Source organism: Paenibacillus sp. VT-400 (assembly GCF_001029205.1).
Classification (GTDB): domain Bacteria; phylum Bacillota; class Bacilli; order Paenibacillales; family Paenibacillaceae; genus Paenibacillus; species Paenibacillus amylolyticus.
In genome coordinates this window covers 1-14,734 of the sequence record NZ_LELF01000039.1, presented here as the reverse complement: position 1 = coordinate 14,734, position 14,734 = coordinate 1, and the positions used below count along the sequence as shown (strand labels likewise).

At 46.5% G+C, this 14,734-nt stretch carries 12 protein-coding genes, 1 rRNA gene and 1 riboswitch; of the genes, 1 reads left to right on the top strand and 12 read right to left on the bottom strand.

The annotated features are described in order from the left end of the window. Nucleotides 1-2: 2 nt before the first annotated feature. From purS to EL84_RS01810, 9 genes are all read right to left on the bottom strand, one after another. On the bottom strand, nucleotides 3-248 hold the full coding sequence (purS, locus tag EL84_RS01850) for a phosphoribosylformylglycinamidine synthase subunit PurS (protein ID WP_017690695.1): 246 nt from the start codon (nucleotides 246-248) through the stop codon (nucleotides 3-5). Between the two features lie 570 nt (nucleotides 249-818). Then, nucleotides 819-1,691: a phosphoribosylaminoimidazolesuccinocarboxamide synthase gene (locus EL84_RS01845; protein ID WP_047840492.1), complete on the bottom strand. Its 873-nt coding sequence runs from the start codon at nucleotides 1,689-1,691 to the stop codon at nucleotides 819-821. Nucleotides 1,692-1,941: 250 nt separating this feature from the next. Further along, complete coding sequence (purB, locus tag EL84_RS01840) at nucleotides 1,942-3,240, bottom strand: adenylosuccinate lyase (RefSeq protein ID WP_047840491.1); 1,299 nt, start codon at nucleotides 3,238-3,240, stop codon at nucleotides 1,942-1,944. Beyond that, nucleotides 3,237-4,439, bottom strand: a complete 1,203-nt coding sequence (gene purK / locus EL84_RS01835; RefSeq protein WP_047840490.1) for a 5-(carboxyamino)imidazole ribonucleotide synthase — start codon at nucleotides 4,437-4,439, stop codon at nucleotides 3,237-3,239. The genes purB and purK overlap by 4 nt, the downstream gene beginning before the upstream one ends. Beyond that, nucleotides 4,436-4,921 (bottom strand): 5-(carboxyamino)imidazole ribonucleotide mutase, encoded by a 486-nt coding sequence (purE, locus tag EL84_RS01830; RefSeq protein ID WP_017690699.1) that lies wholly within the window; start codon nucleotides 4,919-4,921, stop codon nucleotides 4,436-4,438. The genes purK and purE overlap by 4 nt, the downstream gene beginning before the upstream one ends. Nucleotides 4,922-5,115: 194 nt before the next feature. Beyond that, a riboswitch (purine riboswitch) is annotated at nucleotides 5,116-5,217 on the bottom strand. A 270-nt stretch (nucleotides 5,218-5,487) separates the two neighbouring features. Then, nucleotides 5,488-5,922 carry a universal stress protein gene (locus EL84_RS01820; RefSeq protein WP_047840488.1) on the bottom strand — a complete coding sequence of 145 codons (435 nt, stop codon included), beginning with the start codon at nucleotides 5,920-5,922 and terminating at the stop codon, nucleotides 5,488-5,490. Nucleotides 5,923-6,133: 211 nt separating this feature from the next. Further along, entirely contained in the window at nucleotides 6,134-6,397 is a 264-nt protein-coding gene (locus tag EL84_RS01815; RefSeq protein WP_017690702.1) for a DUF1294 domain-containing protein, read from the bottom strand. Nucleotides 6,398-6,523: 126 nt separating this feature from the next. Then, on the bottom strand, nucleotides 6,524-6,661 hold the full coding sequence (locus EL84_RS32205) for a hypothetical protein (RefSeq protein WP_017690703.1): 138 nt from the start codon (nucleotides 6,659-6,661) through the stop codon (nucleotides 6,524-6,526). 164 nt (nucleotides 6,662-6,825) lie between these two features. Beyond that, nucleotides 6,826-8,955 carry a DNA topoisomerase III gene (locus tag EL84_RS01810; RefSeq protein WP_047840487.1) on the bottom strand — a complete coding sequence of 710 codons (2,130 nt, stop codon included), beginning with the start codon at nucleotides 8,953-8,955 and terminating at the stop codon, nucleotides 6,826-6,828. Between the two features lie 366 nt (nucleotides 8,956-9,321). Here EL84_RS01810 and EL84_RS01805 point away from each other — a divergent pair, with 366 nt between their 5' ends. Beyond that, nucleotides 9,322-11,256: an amidase family protein gene (locus EL84_RS01805; protein WP_047840486.1), complete on the top strand. Its 1,935-nt coding sequence runs from the start codon at nucleotides 9,322-9,324 to the stop codon at nucleotides 11,254-11,256. 174 nt (nucleotides 11,257-11,430) lie between these two features. Here the strand turns inward: EL84_RS01805 and EL84_RS01800 are convergent, their stop codons facing one another. The 3 genes from EL84_RS01800 to rrf all read right to left on the bottom strand — a co-directional run bounded on the left by EL84_RS01800 (nucleotide 11,431) and on the right by rrf (nucleotide 14,623). After that, a complete protein-coding gene (locus EL84_RS01800) occupies nucleotides 11,431-12,438 on the bottom strand; it encodes a ketoacyl-ACP synthase III (protein WP_047840485.1) in 1,008 nt (335 codons plus the stop codon). Between the two features lie 336 nt (nucleotides 12,439-12,774). Next, nucleotides 12,775-14,280, bottom strand: coding sequence for an alpha/beta hydrolase family protein (locus tag EL84_RS01795; RefSeq protein ID WP_047840484.1), 1,506 nt, complete (start codon nucleotides 14,278-14,280; stop codon nucleotides 12,775-12,777). Nucleotides 14,281-14,506: 226 nt separating this feature from the next. Then, nucleotides 14,507-14,623, bottom strand: a 5S ribosomal RNA gene (rrf, locus tag EL84_RS01790). Nucleotides 14,624-14,734 lie beyond the last annotated feature (111 nt).

Here is a 14,734-nt window from a genome sequence, read left to right as displayed (position 1 = left end):
GATTAACCCTCCAATTCGTAGCGGTAATCTTCAACAACGGTGTTGGCCAGCAGCTTTTCACACATGACTTTCAAACGTTTCTCCGCTTCCGCACGATCTGTTGTATCCAGGTTCAGTTCCATGACTTTACCGATCCGTACACTTTCCACTTCGTTGAATCCCATTGAATGCAGGGCTCCTTGAACAGCTACGCCTTGCGGGTCGAGTACGCTTTGCTTAATAGTGACATATACGGTTGCTTTGATCATGATCCTTATGTTCCTCCTCAGTAATGAACGGGATAAATGCTTTACGCTGTTAAAAAAGTTGCTTTTGGTGCTTGCTCCGGGGCGGATTGTTCTTTCCGGTCGCTTGTTGTCCCCAGGTTTTTTGGATTGTTTTGGCCCGCTCTGCGGTCAAAACCCGGGGACAAAGGCGAACGCTATCGCTCCTTTAAGAACAATTCCGCCCCTCCGCTAGTCCATGCGACGTTTTTTAAAGGCCTAAACCTTTTACGTTGCACGGTGTGTAATGGTCTAGACTGACCATTCCTTCAAAACAGTGAATGGTGAATGGTCTTTAAGTTACTTTAGTAATTAGTGAATTTAATTCTCTTAATTTTTCAGGCTTCCCCTACCTGTGGGAAGCCACCGCTCTTAATTGCCTCACCCACCAGTTTGAACACTGGCGGAGGGAAAGATTTGAGCTGGAGAAACGAAGTGCTCGCCTTTGCAACCGGAATGTTTCCTTTTGAAAAAAGGATTCCAATCAAAACATTCCGGGGGCAACAGCGATCAAAAGCCAAACTTTCCCATAGCTCGCTCAAACATTAAACTTTATTATCTCGTTAAACGGTTATAAATATCGACGTATCTTGCGGTTGTTGCTTCAACTACCTCTTGTGGGAGTGGATCGGGTATGCTGTTCTTGTCCCAATCAGTTCCGGCGAGATAGGTTCGCACTGGCTCTTTATCCATGCTGTCGATCTCGATGTCGAGTTCATAATTCTCTTTGGCCCAGAAGCGTGAAGCATCTGGGGTGAAGATTTCGTCAATCAGGATGACCTTGCCATCCACGATGCCAAACTCGAATTTGCAGTCTGCGAGGATGATGCCACGCTGATCACAGTAATCACGGGCGAATTCGTACAGTCGTAGGCTTTTTTCCTGAAGCTCAACTGCGAGTGCGTCTCCCACCAGTTCTTTCATGCGATCCATTGGGATGTCCTCATCGTGACCAACATCGTTTTTGGCTGCCGGTGTGAAAATGGGAACTTCGAGCTTGGCGTTTTTGCGAAGTCCATCAGGCAGTTTAATGCCATTCACTTCACCACTCGTCTCGTATTGTCTCCATCCCCCACCCGTGATGTATCCACGCACAACACACTCAATATCAATGCGTTCAGCTTTGCGTGTTACCATGATGCGGTCTTTGAGCAATTCAGGGTCTGTGATAAGGTCACCCAGTTGATTCACATCGGTATGAACGACGTGGTTCTCCATCATGTCACCTGTCAGTTCAAACCAGAAGCTGCTTAGTTTGTTCAGTACGTTTCCTTTCTCGGGAACTGCCGGGTCCAGCACGTAATCAAATGCCGAGATTCGGTCGGTAACCACGATTAGAAAATGTTCACCCAGATCGTACAATTCACGTACTTTTCCTTTATATAACAGAGGTGCTTTAACGAGATCTGCCGCAGTGGACAGTGCCATGGGCTCACCTTCTTTCAGGAGATGTAAAGTATACGTCCAATTCCCCTCTTCACGCGGGGCCACTCCGAATGCAGAATAACCTTCCGATCGCTGTTATCCCCGGATTTTTCTGATCCCTTTCTCAAGGGGGAAATCCGGTGATAAAGGCGAGCGCTTTGCTTCTTCAGGTTTTTTCTGCCTTCTCCGTTCCAGCGTGAACACATAATCAACCTATACTTTTAGAGAGAGAATAATTCAAAACCTTAATATATTAGTCGTTCAAGCCGAGCTTTTTGAAGATGGTGTCAACGTGCTTCAGGTGCCATGATGGGTTGAATGCATCTGCGATTTCTTCTTCGTTCAGCACTTCCGTGATTTCCGGTGTGGATTTCACGATATCCTGGAACTGGCGTTGTTCTTCCCATGCTTGCATCGCACGTGGTTGAACGGTATCGTATGCTTGCTCGCGGCTGAAACCTTTGTCGATCAGCTTTGTCATGATGCGACCGGAGAATGGTACCCCGTAGGTGCGCTCCATGTTGCGTTTCATGTTTTCAGGGAATACCGTCAGGTTCTTCACGATGTTACCAAAACGGTTCAGCATGTAGTTCAGCAGCATCGTTGCATCCGGTAGAATGATACGTTCTACGGAAGAATGTGAGATGTCGCGCTCATGCCAGAGCGTTACGTTCTCGTATGCGGATACCATGTGTCCGCGAATGACGCGGGACAGACCGGAGATGTTTTCACTACCGATCGGGTTACGTTTGTGTGGCATCGCAGAAGATCCTTTTTGACCTTTTGCAAAAGCTTCTTCCACTTCACGGAATTCACTCTTCTGCAGTGCACGTACCTCTGTAGCAAACTTGTCCAGGGACGTTGCGATCAACGCCAGTGTAGCCATATACTCCGCGTGACGATCACGTTGCAATGTTTGAGTCGAGATTGGCGCAGGTTTCGTGCCCAACTTCTCGCAGACAAACTCTTCAACAAACGGATCGATGTTCGCGTACGTTCCTACTGCGCCTGAGATTTTGCCGTATTGTACATTGTCTGCTGCATGACGGAAACGCTCCAGGTTCCGTTTCATCTCTTCATGCCACAATGCCATTTTCAGTCCAAATGTTGTTGGCTCTGCATGTACACCGTGCGTACGTCCCATCATAGGTGTGTGCTGATAAGCCAGTGCTTTTTCACGAAGAATTTCAATGAAGTTCACGATATCCTTTTCCAGAATCTCATTTGCTTGACGCAGTACATAACCCAGAGCCGTATCCACGACATCTGTGGAAGTCAGTCCGTAGTGCACCCATTTCCGCTCCGCACCCAGACTTTCAGATACCGTACGTGTAAATGCGATAACGTCATGACGTGTTTCCTGTTCAATCTCATAGATGCGGTCGATGTCAAAAGATGCGTTCTGACGAAGCAATGCTGCTTCTTCCTTAGGGATTACACCCAGTTCGGCCCACGCCTCACATGCACAAATTTCAACTTCAAGCCACGATTGGAATTTGTTCTCTTCGGTCCAGATGGCTCTCATTTCGGGTCTGCTATAACGTTCAATCATGAATTTGTATTCCTCCAGAGGTTAGTTTGTTCAATCCATTGCAATCCTTCTTCAACATCCTGACAGAGCAGATTCACATGCCCCATCTTACGTCCTGTTTTTGCTTCGGTTTTACCATATATATGAAGCTTGGGAATCACACCGAGTTCTATCGCTTCCGCATCAGGCTGCCCTGTTCTTGCGATAATGCCTTCCAGATGCTCTCCAAGCACATTGACCATAACAACCGGACTCAATAACGAAGTGTCCCCAAGTGGTAATCCGCAGATCGCACGGATATGTTGTTCGAACTGAGAAGTCGCACAAGCTTCCATCGTATAGTGACCAGAATTATGTGGTCTTGGTGCCAGTTCGTTGACGTACAGTCTTCCATCCGCCGCTACAAACAGTTCCACAGCCAGCAACCCAACAGCCTTCATCGATTCTGCCACCGCTGCTGCCAGCTTTTGCGCTTCAATCTGGATGTCTGTGGCAACTCTAGCCGGTACAATTGAAGCATGCAAAATGTTATTCACATGAATGTTCTCCGCTGGCGGGAACGTCTTGATCTCCCCATTTGTACTACGCGCTACAACGACCGATATTTCGCATTCAAACTTAATGAATTGTTCCAACACCAGTTCCGAACCAGTAGCTGCAAGTTCTTCGTATGCCGCAACAGCCTGACTTGCTTCCCGGATGACCCGTTGACCTTTGCCATCGTAGCCTCCAGTCACCGTCTTCAGTACACAGGGCACTCCAAGTTCGCTAACAGCAGCAAGCATCGTATCCGCACTTGTGATTTCCCGATAAGGCGCGACTCTCACTCCGGCGGCTTCGATCGCACGTTTTTCACGCAACCGATGTTGTGTGGTGTACAGTAACGCACTTCCTTGCGGAACGTAAGACTCACGTTCAAGCAGCCCAGCCACTTCTGCATCTACATTTTCAAACTCATACGTAATGACATCGCATTGCCGAGCCAGTTCAAGTGCAGCTTTGGCATCGTCATAACCAGCTTCAATCTGACGAGCAACTTGACCACAAGGTGCATCCGCAGCGGGATCAAGAGTAACGAATCGATAACCCATTGCCGTTCCTTCGAGCGTCATCATCCGTCCGAGCTGTCCGCCTCCAAGAATGCCGATGGTTGTTTTCCCGGGCAGCAGGACTTTTTTTAGCTCTCCTGCTATACCGGATTGGTTCCCTGCTCTATTCATAGTTCTTCACTACTTTCGAGTACTTCTTGTTTGATGCGCTCTCGGCGAGCTTCAGAGCGACGTTGGACATCCGGGTCAAAAGCACCGATCATTTGAGCTGCCAGCAATCCTGCATTCGTTGCCCCTGCCTTGCCAATCGCCACAGTTGCGACGGGAATACCACCAGGCATCTGAACAATGGACAACAAGGAATCGAGACCGTTCAATGCTTTGGATTGAACCGGTACGCCAATGACTGGAAGCATCGTTTTGGCGGCAACCATACCGGGTAGATGTGCTGCCCCGCCTGCCCCTGCAATGATCACCTTAAATCCTCGATCAATCGCCTGCTCTGCGTATTCAAACATCAGATCCGGTGTACGATGGGCGGAGACCACCTTTTTCTCATACCCAATCTCCAGCTCGTCCAGCACCTCGCACGCATGTTTCATCGTTTCCCAATCCGACTTGCTGCCCATAATTACAGCGACTTGCAGTGACATGAATACATCCAACTCCCGTCTGCGCTTTTTTGATTACATCTGACTATTAAGGAACTCTTATTACGTGTGAAATGAAAAAATCCGCTACCCGCGAAAACATCACATTTTCTCCGGACACCGGACTCCAAGAAATACGTATCCCTCATTTGGGCATGCCAAAAGGGGGCTTGCTGTCCGCATCTGGTTGCATGCGACTCTCAGCCGTATCTCCTCGTAGTCCGGAAATTTACGGTTCCCGGGTAGATACTTCCGGGCCCTATTCCCGGCGTTATACGAGCAAATATCTATCAAACTATCTTCGTTCATTTTAGTAATCTCTTATTACACATTTCGTTCCTACTCGACCTTATTCTTACCTGATCGACACATCTAACATTCTAACAATCCCCTACAGCTAATGTCAACTTAAAGACGAACATTTAACATATTGACAAATATAATGTTCGGGAATTGCTTCTTTAAATTCGTTTAACCAACCATTTCATCCCATAAAAGAAAGCCGGCTCCTCTTCAATCTCTCGAAGACAACCGGCTTCCTGCTTTTCAGTGCGTACACACTTCATCCATTATTTTACGATCAGTACTGGAACCTGCGCATGCTGAACCACATTGTGACTGACACTACCCAGGACAAATTCCCGAATACCACCCAGTCCGCGGCTACCAATAATAATGATATCAGAATCATTTTCTTTGGCAAAATCAAGCAATACTTCCGCAGCTGCTCCTTGAATCAGGTCCACATTGGCCGTTACACCCGCAGCCTGAATTCGTTCTTTCGCTTCATCCGTCGTCTGCACGGCCAGATTGTAATAGTCATTATTAAGTGAAGGTGGCAATGGAGCCAACCCCTCACCGATGAATACACGTGGGAAATCAAAAGCATGAATGACATCCAGTACTGCATTTGGGGACACTTTAGCTAGCTCAATGGCACGATCAAGTGCTTTATTTGAAGCTTTGGAACCATCATAAGCCACTAATATTTTGGAAAATAACATGTGAATCCCGTCCCTTCCTTTATATGTAGAGCACGCGAAGCAAGCTTCGGTCTGACATGTAATAAACTAACAGAACCATATAACTCCTTAAACGTTCCGGAACCACAATGAACCATTTATACGAATGAATTTACATATCAGACGAATTAATGATACACCTTTCACTTCAGCGTAAGTCTTGTTTGAATGGTTACGCATTTGTTCCATGTGTTCATTGAATAAAGTAACCATAGATTACCGCATTCAAGAATAACAACAATGGAATGCCAATGGTGAAGCTGGGATGTTTAGTCTTGTGCCTTTTCCGATACATCGCGATCCAGACTCCCAAAGCACCGCCTATAAATGCTAATAAGAATAACGTCCGTTCGGGTGTACGGTCACGACGCTGTTGTGCACGCCTCTTATCATCCGACATCACCAGATAACCAACTACATTAATAAATAAAAACCACAATATAAGTCCGGTTTGCATATAATTCTAGCGATCCCCCTGTCCCGGGACATCTCCCTGTCTCCATTATAGTCCTCATCAGAGACATGTTCAACGCACCGGATAGGGAACCGCAATTTTGTGTAATAACGCTAACCTCGCTCTAACCTAGGACTCCTGCTTTGGAATACCGTTCAGGCTTGGTGCTCTTTTGGCTGCCTTGTCCGGGCGCACAGCGATACTCTCTTCCCGAATACTGTCTTTGTTTTGCTGGTTATGGATCTTCTCTGGTTTGTTATGCGGCATGTAGGTATCACCTCCTAGGCTTACGTTGCCTGAAAACGTAGGATCTTATACGACTTCACATAGATGAGTAGAGAAAAGTTATAATCAGTCCCTTTGGAGTAAATGAGTACATCATTCGCATGGCTCGTACCGCACGAGATACTACCTTAATTACCTCAAGCGTGTTACTCTCCCTTTTTCTCCATAGCCGCCTTCAGCAGATCTCCAAGGTTAGACCCAATGGACTCCTGCTTCGCATATTGTTTCACCAGCTTTTGCTGATCGCGTTTGTTCACATGCTGTTTATCCTTATCCAACGTTTCTGTAATACCACAAGGCAGACATTGCACGTATAACCCCGCCTTGCCTTCTTTGATTTCCATCTTTTTGTGGCACTGCGCACAACGTCGGTTGGACAGTCTCTTCTCTGCCGAACGACGATACCCGCAGTCCTCGGTAGGACATACCAGAAACTTGCCGCGCTTGCCTTTCTTCTCCAACAACCGTGCGTTACAGTCCGGGCAATGGCTATTGGACACATTATGCGGCTTGTACTCTGCTTTGCTGCCTTTTACCGTAGACACCAACTCTTTCGCCATGGATCGAATACTATCCAGAAACGGCCCCGGTTTCCCTTGCCCACGAGCGATGCGTTCCAGTTCAGCTTCCCAGCGGGCAGTCAGATCCGGTGAACGAAGCTGCGGGGCAGCCAGTTCAATCAACTGTTTTCCTTTACCGGTTGGATGCATGCTGTTGCCTTGACGATCTATTGTATCGGAACTGACCAGCTTCTCGATAATATCCGCACGTGTAGCTGGAGTGCCGAGTCCATGCTTTTCCATCTGGGAAAGCAAAGCAGCTTCGGTATACCGTTTGGGCGGCATCGTCCGTCCACTTTTAATATGGCAACGCTGAACCGTCACGGACTGCCCTTGCTGCACATCTGGCAAAAGCGCACGCTCATGGTCTGCTGCATCATCAGTACGGTCATCGTCATCATCGCTGTAATCGCCGCCGTATACTTCACGCCATCCACTTTCTTTCACCGTTGTACCTTTAACATGGAAGGAGTCATTCCCCACCTGAACCGTGATCGCAACCGAATCGTACTTCGCTGCCGGATAGAATAGGCTGATAAAACGACGTACGATCAGATCGTACAATTTGCGTTCCTCTGGATTCAATTGATTCAGAAGCACCGTCTGCTCCGTTGGGATAATCGCATGGTGATCCGTAACTTTGCTGTCATCCACAATCCGTTTGGTCATATTCAGATTTTTGCGCAGTAAAGGACGTGCCAAAGACGCATAAGGTCCAATGGCTACACTATCCAGCCGTTCTTTCAACGTAGCTGTCATGTCCGAAGTCAGGTATCGACTGTCCGTACGTGGGTACGTGACGAGTTTATGCTGTTCGTACAGACGTTGCAGGACATTTGATGTTTGCTTTGCAGAGAAACCATACTTCCGGTTGGCATCCCGTTGTAGTTCCGTCAGATCATATGCCAGTGGATGCGGCTCAACCTTCTCGCTTTTCTTCACTTGGGCAATCGTGCCCTTGCGCCCATCTACCCGTTTCTTCAATTCTTGTGTTTCTTGAGGGTCGAAAATTCGTGAATCTCCTCCAGCTGCCCGCCACACAGCCTGAAAACCTCCCATGTCTGCCGTTAACGTCTCATACTCCTGCGAGCGGAAACCGTTAATTTCATTTTCCCTGTCCATAATCATGCCCAAGGTCGGAGTTTGTACACGTCCAGCAGACAACTGGGCATTGAAACGAACGGTTAATGCACGGGTCACGTTAAGTCCGATCATCCAGTCAGCCTCCGCCCGGCAACGTGCAGATTCATAGAGGCGGTCGAACTGACTGCCTGGCTTCAGCGAAGCAAATCCGTCTTTGATCGCCTTATCTGTCTGGGATGAAATCCACAGGCGTTTAAAAGATTTTTTCCACCCCGCCATCTGCATGATCCAACGAGCCAGCAATTCTCCCTCACGTGCTGCATCCGTCGCAATGACAAGCTCACCCACATCCTGACGCTTCATCAGCTGCTGCACGGCTTTATATTGATGGTTGGTCTCTTTAAGTACTTTCAGTTTCGTACGATCTGGCAGAATGGGCAGGTCCTCCAGATTCCATGTTGCATACTTTTTGTCGTAATCCTCGGGTTCAGCTAATCCAACCAGATGTCCAAGCGCCCAGGTAACGATATATTTCGGGCCTTCCATATAACTTTTATGTTTATCACGCGCACCCATAACTCTGGCTATTTCGCGTGCTACAGATGGTTTTTCTGCGAGTACCAATGTCTTCACTTCATATCTCTTCCTCTCTGTAATACCTTATGTCTCTTCTATTCCTATCTTTTCATTATATCATTTCACGCTAAAGGTATGCTCTGTCATCTCTACTTCCTAACTACTCGCATCCTGTAACCTCATGTTTAATAAACTTATTAAAATGATGTTATATTTATTAACATTATATTATGTAATAGTTTTTATGAGTACATGTAAACAGAAGCATGAATAAGTATTAACACTATAAAGTATTGATGTATACGTTTTTTTGGATAAATATAAACATTGTAAGATTACCTGACATAACTATACAATGTGTCAAAAGCATAGAAACAGAATCGCTACACACATCAATGAGACACAGGAAGGGAGCGTGGATGCATGACTTATCATGGATCTGTATTGAAAAAAAGTGGGGCTTTGTTACTGGCAGGTGCTGTTGTTGCCACAACATGGGGAGAAACGGTACCTTCGGCATCAGCCGCAACGGCAACGCCTACGAGTAAAACAACAGTAGCAGCTGTATCCAAAGGAAAAGCGCCAGCAACTCCGGTAGCATTTGTTCAGGCTATGGAAGAAGCGGCTACACTTGCAGGTGTTCCTTTTACCATGGACAAGCTCTCCGGCACAACCGTACAACGTAAAGATGCTGCGGTCGCCTTGCAACAATGGCTCAAGCTGGATTCGACTACCGTATCATTCAAAGATGTCCCGGATGAAGCCACTTTCGCAGGTGCTGTTGGTGCATTGAATACGGCAGGGCTAATGAAAGGTTATACCGATTCCCTCTTCCTTCCAAACGCTGTACTTACCGAGAATGACCTCTCCATACTGAAAGACCGCATTTATAACTACATAAAACCGTTTGTCCTGGAGGAAGCAACCATCATGGATCTCCAGACTGCAATGACGCAAGGAAAACTGACATCAAAAGAACTGGTTCAAAAATATCTGGACCGCATTGAAAAATACGATGATCAAGGTGTAAGCATCAACGCCGTATTAACCCTGAACCCGGATGCACTCCAAATTGCGGAGCAATTGGATGAAGAACGTGCAGCACAAGGTGCCCGCGGGCCTCTGCATGGCGTTCCGATTCTGGTGAAAGACAATTTCGATACCAATGACATGCCGACAACCGCAGGCTGTATCTGTCTGAAAGATTCCATTCCTGCTCACGATGCTGAACAAGTGAAGAAACTCAAAGCAGCTGGCGCCATTATTTTGGGCAAAACGAACCTGCATGAATTCGCATTCGGCATCACGACATCCAGCTCATTAGGCGGACAAACACTGAACCCTTACGCCCTGGACCATTATCCAGGTGGCTCAAGCGGTGGAACAGGCGCAGCCATTGCATCAAACTTTGCTGCAGCCGGCATGGGTACAGACACTGGCGGTTCGATCCGAATCCCATCCAGCTTCAACAGCCTTGTGGGTATCCGCCCAACCATCGGACTGTCCAGCCGTGAAGGCATTATTCCACTGGCTTTGACACAGGATGTAGGTGGACCTATGGCTCGTACGGTTAGTGACGCTACAATCATGTTGGATGCTACAGCCGGATATGATAAAAAGGATGTCGCTACAGCTTACGCGGTTGGAAAAATCCCTTCCAGCTATACAGACTTCCTGGATGTAAACGGACTGAAAGGTGCACGCATCGGTGTGGCCACAGAACTCATCCCAAGTACCAAAGCTGAAGAAAAAGCCGTTGCTGACGTGATCAACACCGCTGTGGAAGAATTGAAGACACTGGGCGCTACCGCAGTTCCCATCTCCATCCCGAACTTGACTGAGATCAATAAATATCCAAGCCTTAGTGGATATGAATTCAAGTTCCAGTTGAATGACTATCTGGACTCATTGGGTGCAGACGCTCCATATCACAGTCTGTCCGAGATCATCGCTTCCGGAGAGTTCGACAAATCTCAGGAGCAATCCATGAAGACTCGGGATGCACGCCAAACGTTGGAGACTACCGAATACAAGGACATCGTCCTGAAACGTACCCAAGTTACACGTGAGTCCCTACTGAAAGTTATGGCAGATAATAACCTGGATGCCATCATCTACCCTACGTCCACACAAGCCGCTGGTGTTATTGGCGAAGGACAAAACTCTGGTGGTAACAACCGATTGAGTCCTTTCTCCGGCTTCCCGGCGATTACTGTACCTGCTGGTTTCACAACTGATGGTTTGCCAGTAGGTATGGAATTTCTGGGTCGTGCCTTTGATGAAGGTACCTTGATCAAGCTGGCTTACAGCTACGAACAAGGTACACATCACCGCCAAGCACCTAAGCTTACGCCGTAAAATATTTATGGGATTAAGCAATTCCGGTTAACACAAAAAATAGATGCAATCATATCACTTTTTTGAAACGAGTTAACCCACTAAAGAGACCACCTTCTTCATGACAGCATGAAGTTTGGGTGGTCTCTTTTATGTTCTCTATTTATTTTTGTGTTGCATACCGTCGGATGTTACTCATTCCTGAACGTTGCCTGGCACGCCCCATTTCAGCACCAGACCTGCGTACGTCAGACCACCGCCAAAGCCAAAGAGAGCTACGTTCTGTCCTTCTTTCAATTTCCCTTCATCCACTGCAAGCTGTAAAGCAAGCGGAATGGAAGCAGCAGATGTGTTCCCCCGATACTCGACACTGGTTAAAGTACGTTCCAAAGGAACCGGACCACGTTCGCAAACAGCTTCAATCATTCTCATGTTGGCACTATGCGGGACAAACCAGTCAATCTGGTCAGGGCTTAATTCAGCTTTCGTTATAAGTTTACCCAATTGCTCTGGAATCGTCCGTACAGCCCACTTATAAATCTCTCGCCCATTCTGAACTAAACAACCTTCGCCCTGTAAAGGCACACCATTCATCTCCGAAGACAGACCACTCTTATAGAGATGTACACCGCCTTCTCCATGTGTACCTGATATGGCTGCCATAAAGTCACCTTCAGCACCCGATGATCTCTCCACCAAGAAGGCCCCCGCTCCATCACCAAACAGTACACAAGTCGTGCGGTCTGTGTAATCCGTAATTTTGGATAATGTCTCTGCTCCAATAACCAGTACTTTGCGGTACATTCCACTGGTCACCAGACTGTCGGCTAGCTGTAGTCCGTAGGTAAAACCTGCGCATGCAGCATTTAAATCGAGTACGCCTGTGTGTGGGATCTTAAGATTAGCCTGTACTCTGGATGCTGTACTTGGGAAAGCATATTCAGGTGTACTTGTAGCCACAAGGATCATATCCACATCTTCTACACTTACATCATAACGACGTATCATATCTTCTACAGCCTTCGTAGCTAGGTCAGATACAAATTGATCTTCAGCTGCAATTCGCCGTTCTCTCATACCAGTACGCTGTACAATCCATTCGTCACTTGTCTCGACCAATTTCTCCAGATCAGCATTCGTTAATATTCGATCCGGTACATATGTCCCCATTGCCGTGATGGTTGCCTTTGATTGATGATTCATACCGGTAGTCACCTCACTTGTTTTTTACTATTATAGCACTAAGTCTTAGTACTTGGTACTAATTTTTTTATAATATTTACTCGATTTATACTTGAAATCAGCATTAATTTTATGCGAGTGAAGAGATGTTTCTGAACCATTACCCTATTTACGAGCTTTTTATAGACACTTTGTCCTTATAAAAGGGTTACATCAGTCGAATTAAAAATTACAGGTTAAGGTGAACCTCAATAACGGGGACGGGGGATTGACATTTCTGCTAGCTACGTTTGAAGAAACGAATACAAAATCTCATAAAAAAACAGGTTGTCGCAATATCGACAACCTATTCCATAATTATAATAACGGGGTTATGAACTTCACTTCCGGGAACCGACTATCGGGTCCGTTCATTAGAATTCCGCCCTTTTCTTTCAGATACATATCAAAGAAATCCAGCATATAGGAATTAATAATGAAATTCGCTCTATCGGGCGCAATCTTGCCTGTAATACCCAGAATTTTGAAAATTGGAGAAATGAACTGCACGTCTGCAAAATTTAAATGCTCCGCATTATCGATATAGAGAACTTGTCCCCCTGCGGCAACTGTTTTACGCATCCGATCAAGCTCCAACTGTTTGTCTTTCTTTTCTTGATCCACCCACTCTCTTGTATTACCCATACGCTTAAGTTCAGCGTCCGTGTAAACTCGGTGATCGATCAACATTTTTAATTTTTCGTATCCACTTTCCGAGTTCATGAACAAAATCGGCTTCCGCAGGCCCTCTTTGTCATGCAGACCATAAAGTCCTCCATCAAGGTCTATCCCAGCTTTTATTCGTGGATCGTAAGAAGCATCATAGGCCGTCGCTCCTCCAATGGAATGACCAAACACTCCGATATGACCCAGATCCACCCTCCCTTTTAGCTGACTTGGAATTTTCCCCGATTGAATCAGTTCGAATTGGTCCAGCGCAAACACCACATCGGCGGTTAACACTTTTCCCAACTCGTCACGTTTTTCTCTTTCTGTTCTGTAATCATGTTCGGGTGAAAACAAATCGCTGGTTGTATTGGTCGTGATTTGACCGTCCGGAAACTCAGTTGCAAATGTATTATAGGTGTGGTCGATCACTGCCACGATATATCCGTGACTCGCCAGATTTTCGGCTTGTGACGTGTGAAGAAACCTGGAGGAACCAAAGCCGGGATTTGCAAGAACCAGTGGGTATGAGACCTCAGCTGAAGAGACTTCAGTCGCAAAGTATGCATGACTGGGTACATACTTCAGGTGTTGAAAAGTAAACCCGGGGAGGCCATAACTCTCCGCCATATAAGATAAGATTCGGGGATTAGGGATAAATGGAGTATACTTCCCATTGCCAGCTTCAGCCGGATACCATACCTGAACCATTAATTCTCTCTTGCCTGTCTCTGATTTCCCGAATGTCTCCTTCCGGTTTGGATCGACGAAATGAAAGACTTGTGTGCCTACTTTTAACTTGCCAGTTGGTGCTGGAAGGTCAAAAACCGGAAACACATAGTGGAAACAGACTGTTGCGATCAGCCCAATTGCAATAAAAAGGGGACTAAGCACTCTAAGAATTCGGGAGACTGGCCACACGCCTTTCTGCGTTCGAACAACTTTTATAAGAGAAAACATGAACATCAGGATCGTAAATCCGTATAAAAATAAAAGCTGAATTCTGTATCCTTCGACAAGAAGATGTATCACTAAAAAAATGGAGCCTGCTCCGCTTGTCAGGAGCAAAGCTATTCTTCGTATACGTGGATTGGGAATGAACAAAAATGCCAATAAACAAACACTTGAGAAGAATAATAAAATTTCAATAAGCCTCACGCCAACTCCCCCTGAAAATCAACCTCATCGATGGATAGGGTTAGTATACAGGAGGCCCTAGATTGATTGTATTGATCTAACTTACAATTGCCTTACAACCGTGTAAGTTAAGTGAGAGGACAATAATAAGAAAAAGCCCAACAAATGTGAGCTGTTCCTCTTTCATAGATCAGATTAGATAAAACAAAAAGACACACTCGAAATCATTCAAGTGTGTCTTCCTATTGCTTGGCGGCATCCTACTCTCCCAGGACCCTGCGGTCCAAGTACCATCGGCGCTAGAGGGCTTAACGGTCGTGTTCGGGATGGGTACGTGTGGAACCCCTCCGCCATCGCCACCAAACGCATAGCTTAGCTTACATTTCAGAGATCGTTCTCTGAAAACTAGATTCGAAACGAAACATGCGAATTATCACTTGCTATTGGATAAGCCCTCGACCGATTAGTACTGGTC

What these genes read in the sequence shown, in the direction of transcription:
- purS (WP_017690695.1), bottom strand. Translation starts at nt 248, where the DNA reads ATGATCAAAGCAACCGTATATGTCACTATTAAGCAAAGCGTACTCGAC.
- EL84_RS01845 (WP_047840492.1), bottom strand. Translation starts at nt 1,691, where the DNA reads ATGGCACTGTCCACTGCGGCAGATCTCGTTAAAGCACCTCTGTTATAT.
- purB (WP_047840491.1), bottom strand. Translation starts at nt 3,240, where the DNA reads ATGATTGAACGTTATAGCAGACCCGAAATGAGAGCCATCTGGACCGAA.
- purK (WP_047840490.1), bottom strand. Translation starts at nt 4,439, where the DNA reads ATGAATAGAGCAGGGAACCAATCCGGTATAGCAGGAGAGCTAAAAAAA.
- purE (WP_017690699.1), bottom strand. Translation starts at nt 4,921, where the DNA reads ATGTCACTGCAAGTCGCTGTAATTATGGGCAGCAAGTCGGATTGGGAA.
- EL84_RS01820 (WP_047840488.1), bottom strand. Translation starts at nt 5,922, where the DNA reads ATGTTATTTTCCAAAATATTAGTGGCTTATGATGGTTCCAAAGCTTCA.
- EL84_RS01815 (WP_017690702.1), bottom strand. Translation starts at nt 6,397, where the DNA reads ATGCAAACCGGACTTATATTGTGGTTTTTATTTATTAATGTAGTTGGT.
- EL84_RS32205 (WP_017690703.1), bottom strand. Translation starts at nt 6,661, where the DNA reads ATGCCGCATAACAAACCAGAGAAGATCCATAACCAGCAAAACAAAGAC.
- EL84_RS01805 (WP_047840486.1), top strand. Translation starts at nt 9,322, where the DNA reads ATGACTTATCATGGATCTGTATTGAAAAAAAGTGGGGCTTTGTTACTG.
- EL84_RS01800 (WP_047840485.1), bottom strand. Translation starts at nt 12,438, where the DNA reads ATGAATCATCAATCAAAGGCAACCATCACGGCAATGGGGACATATGTA.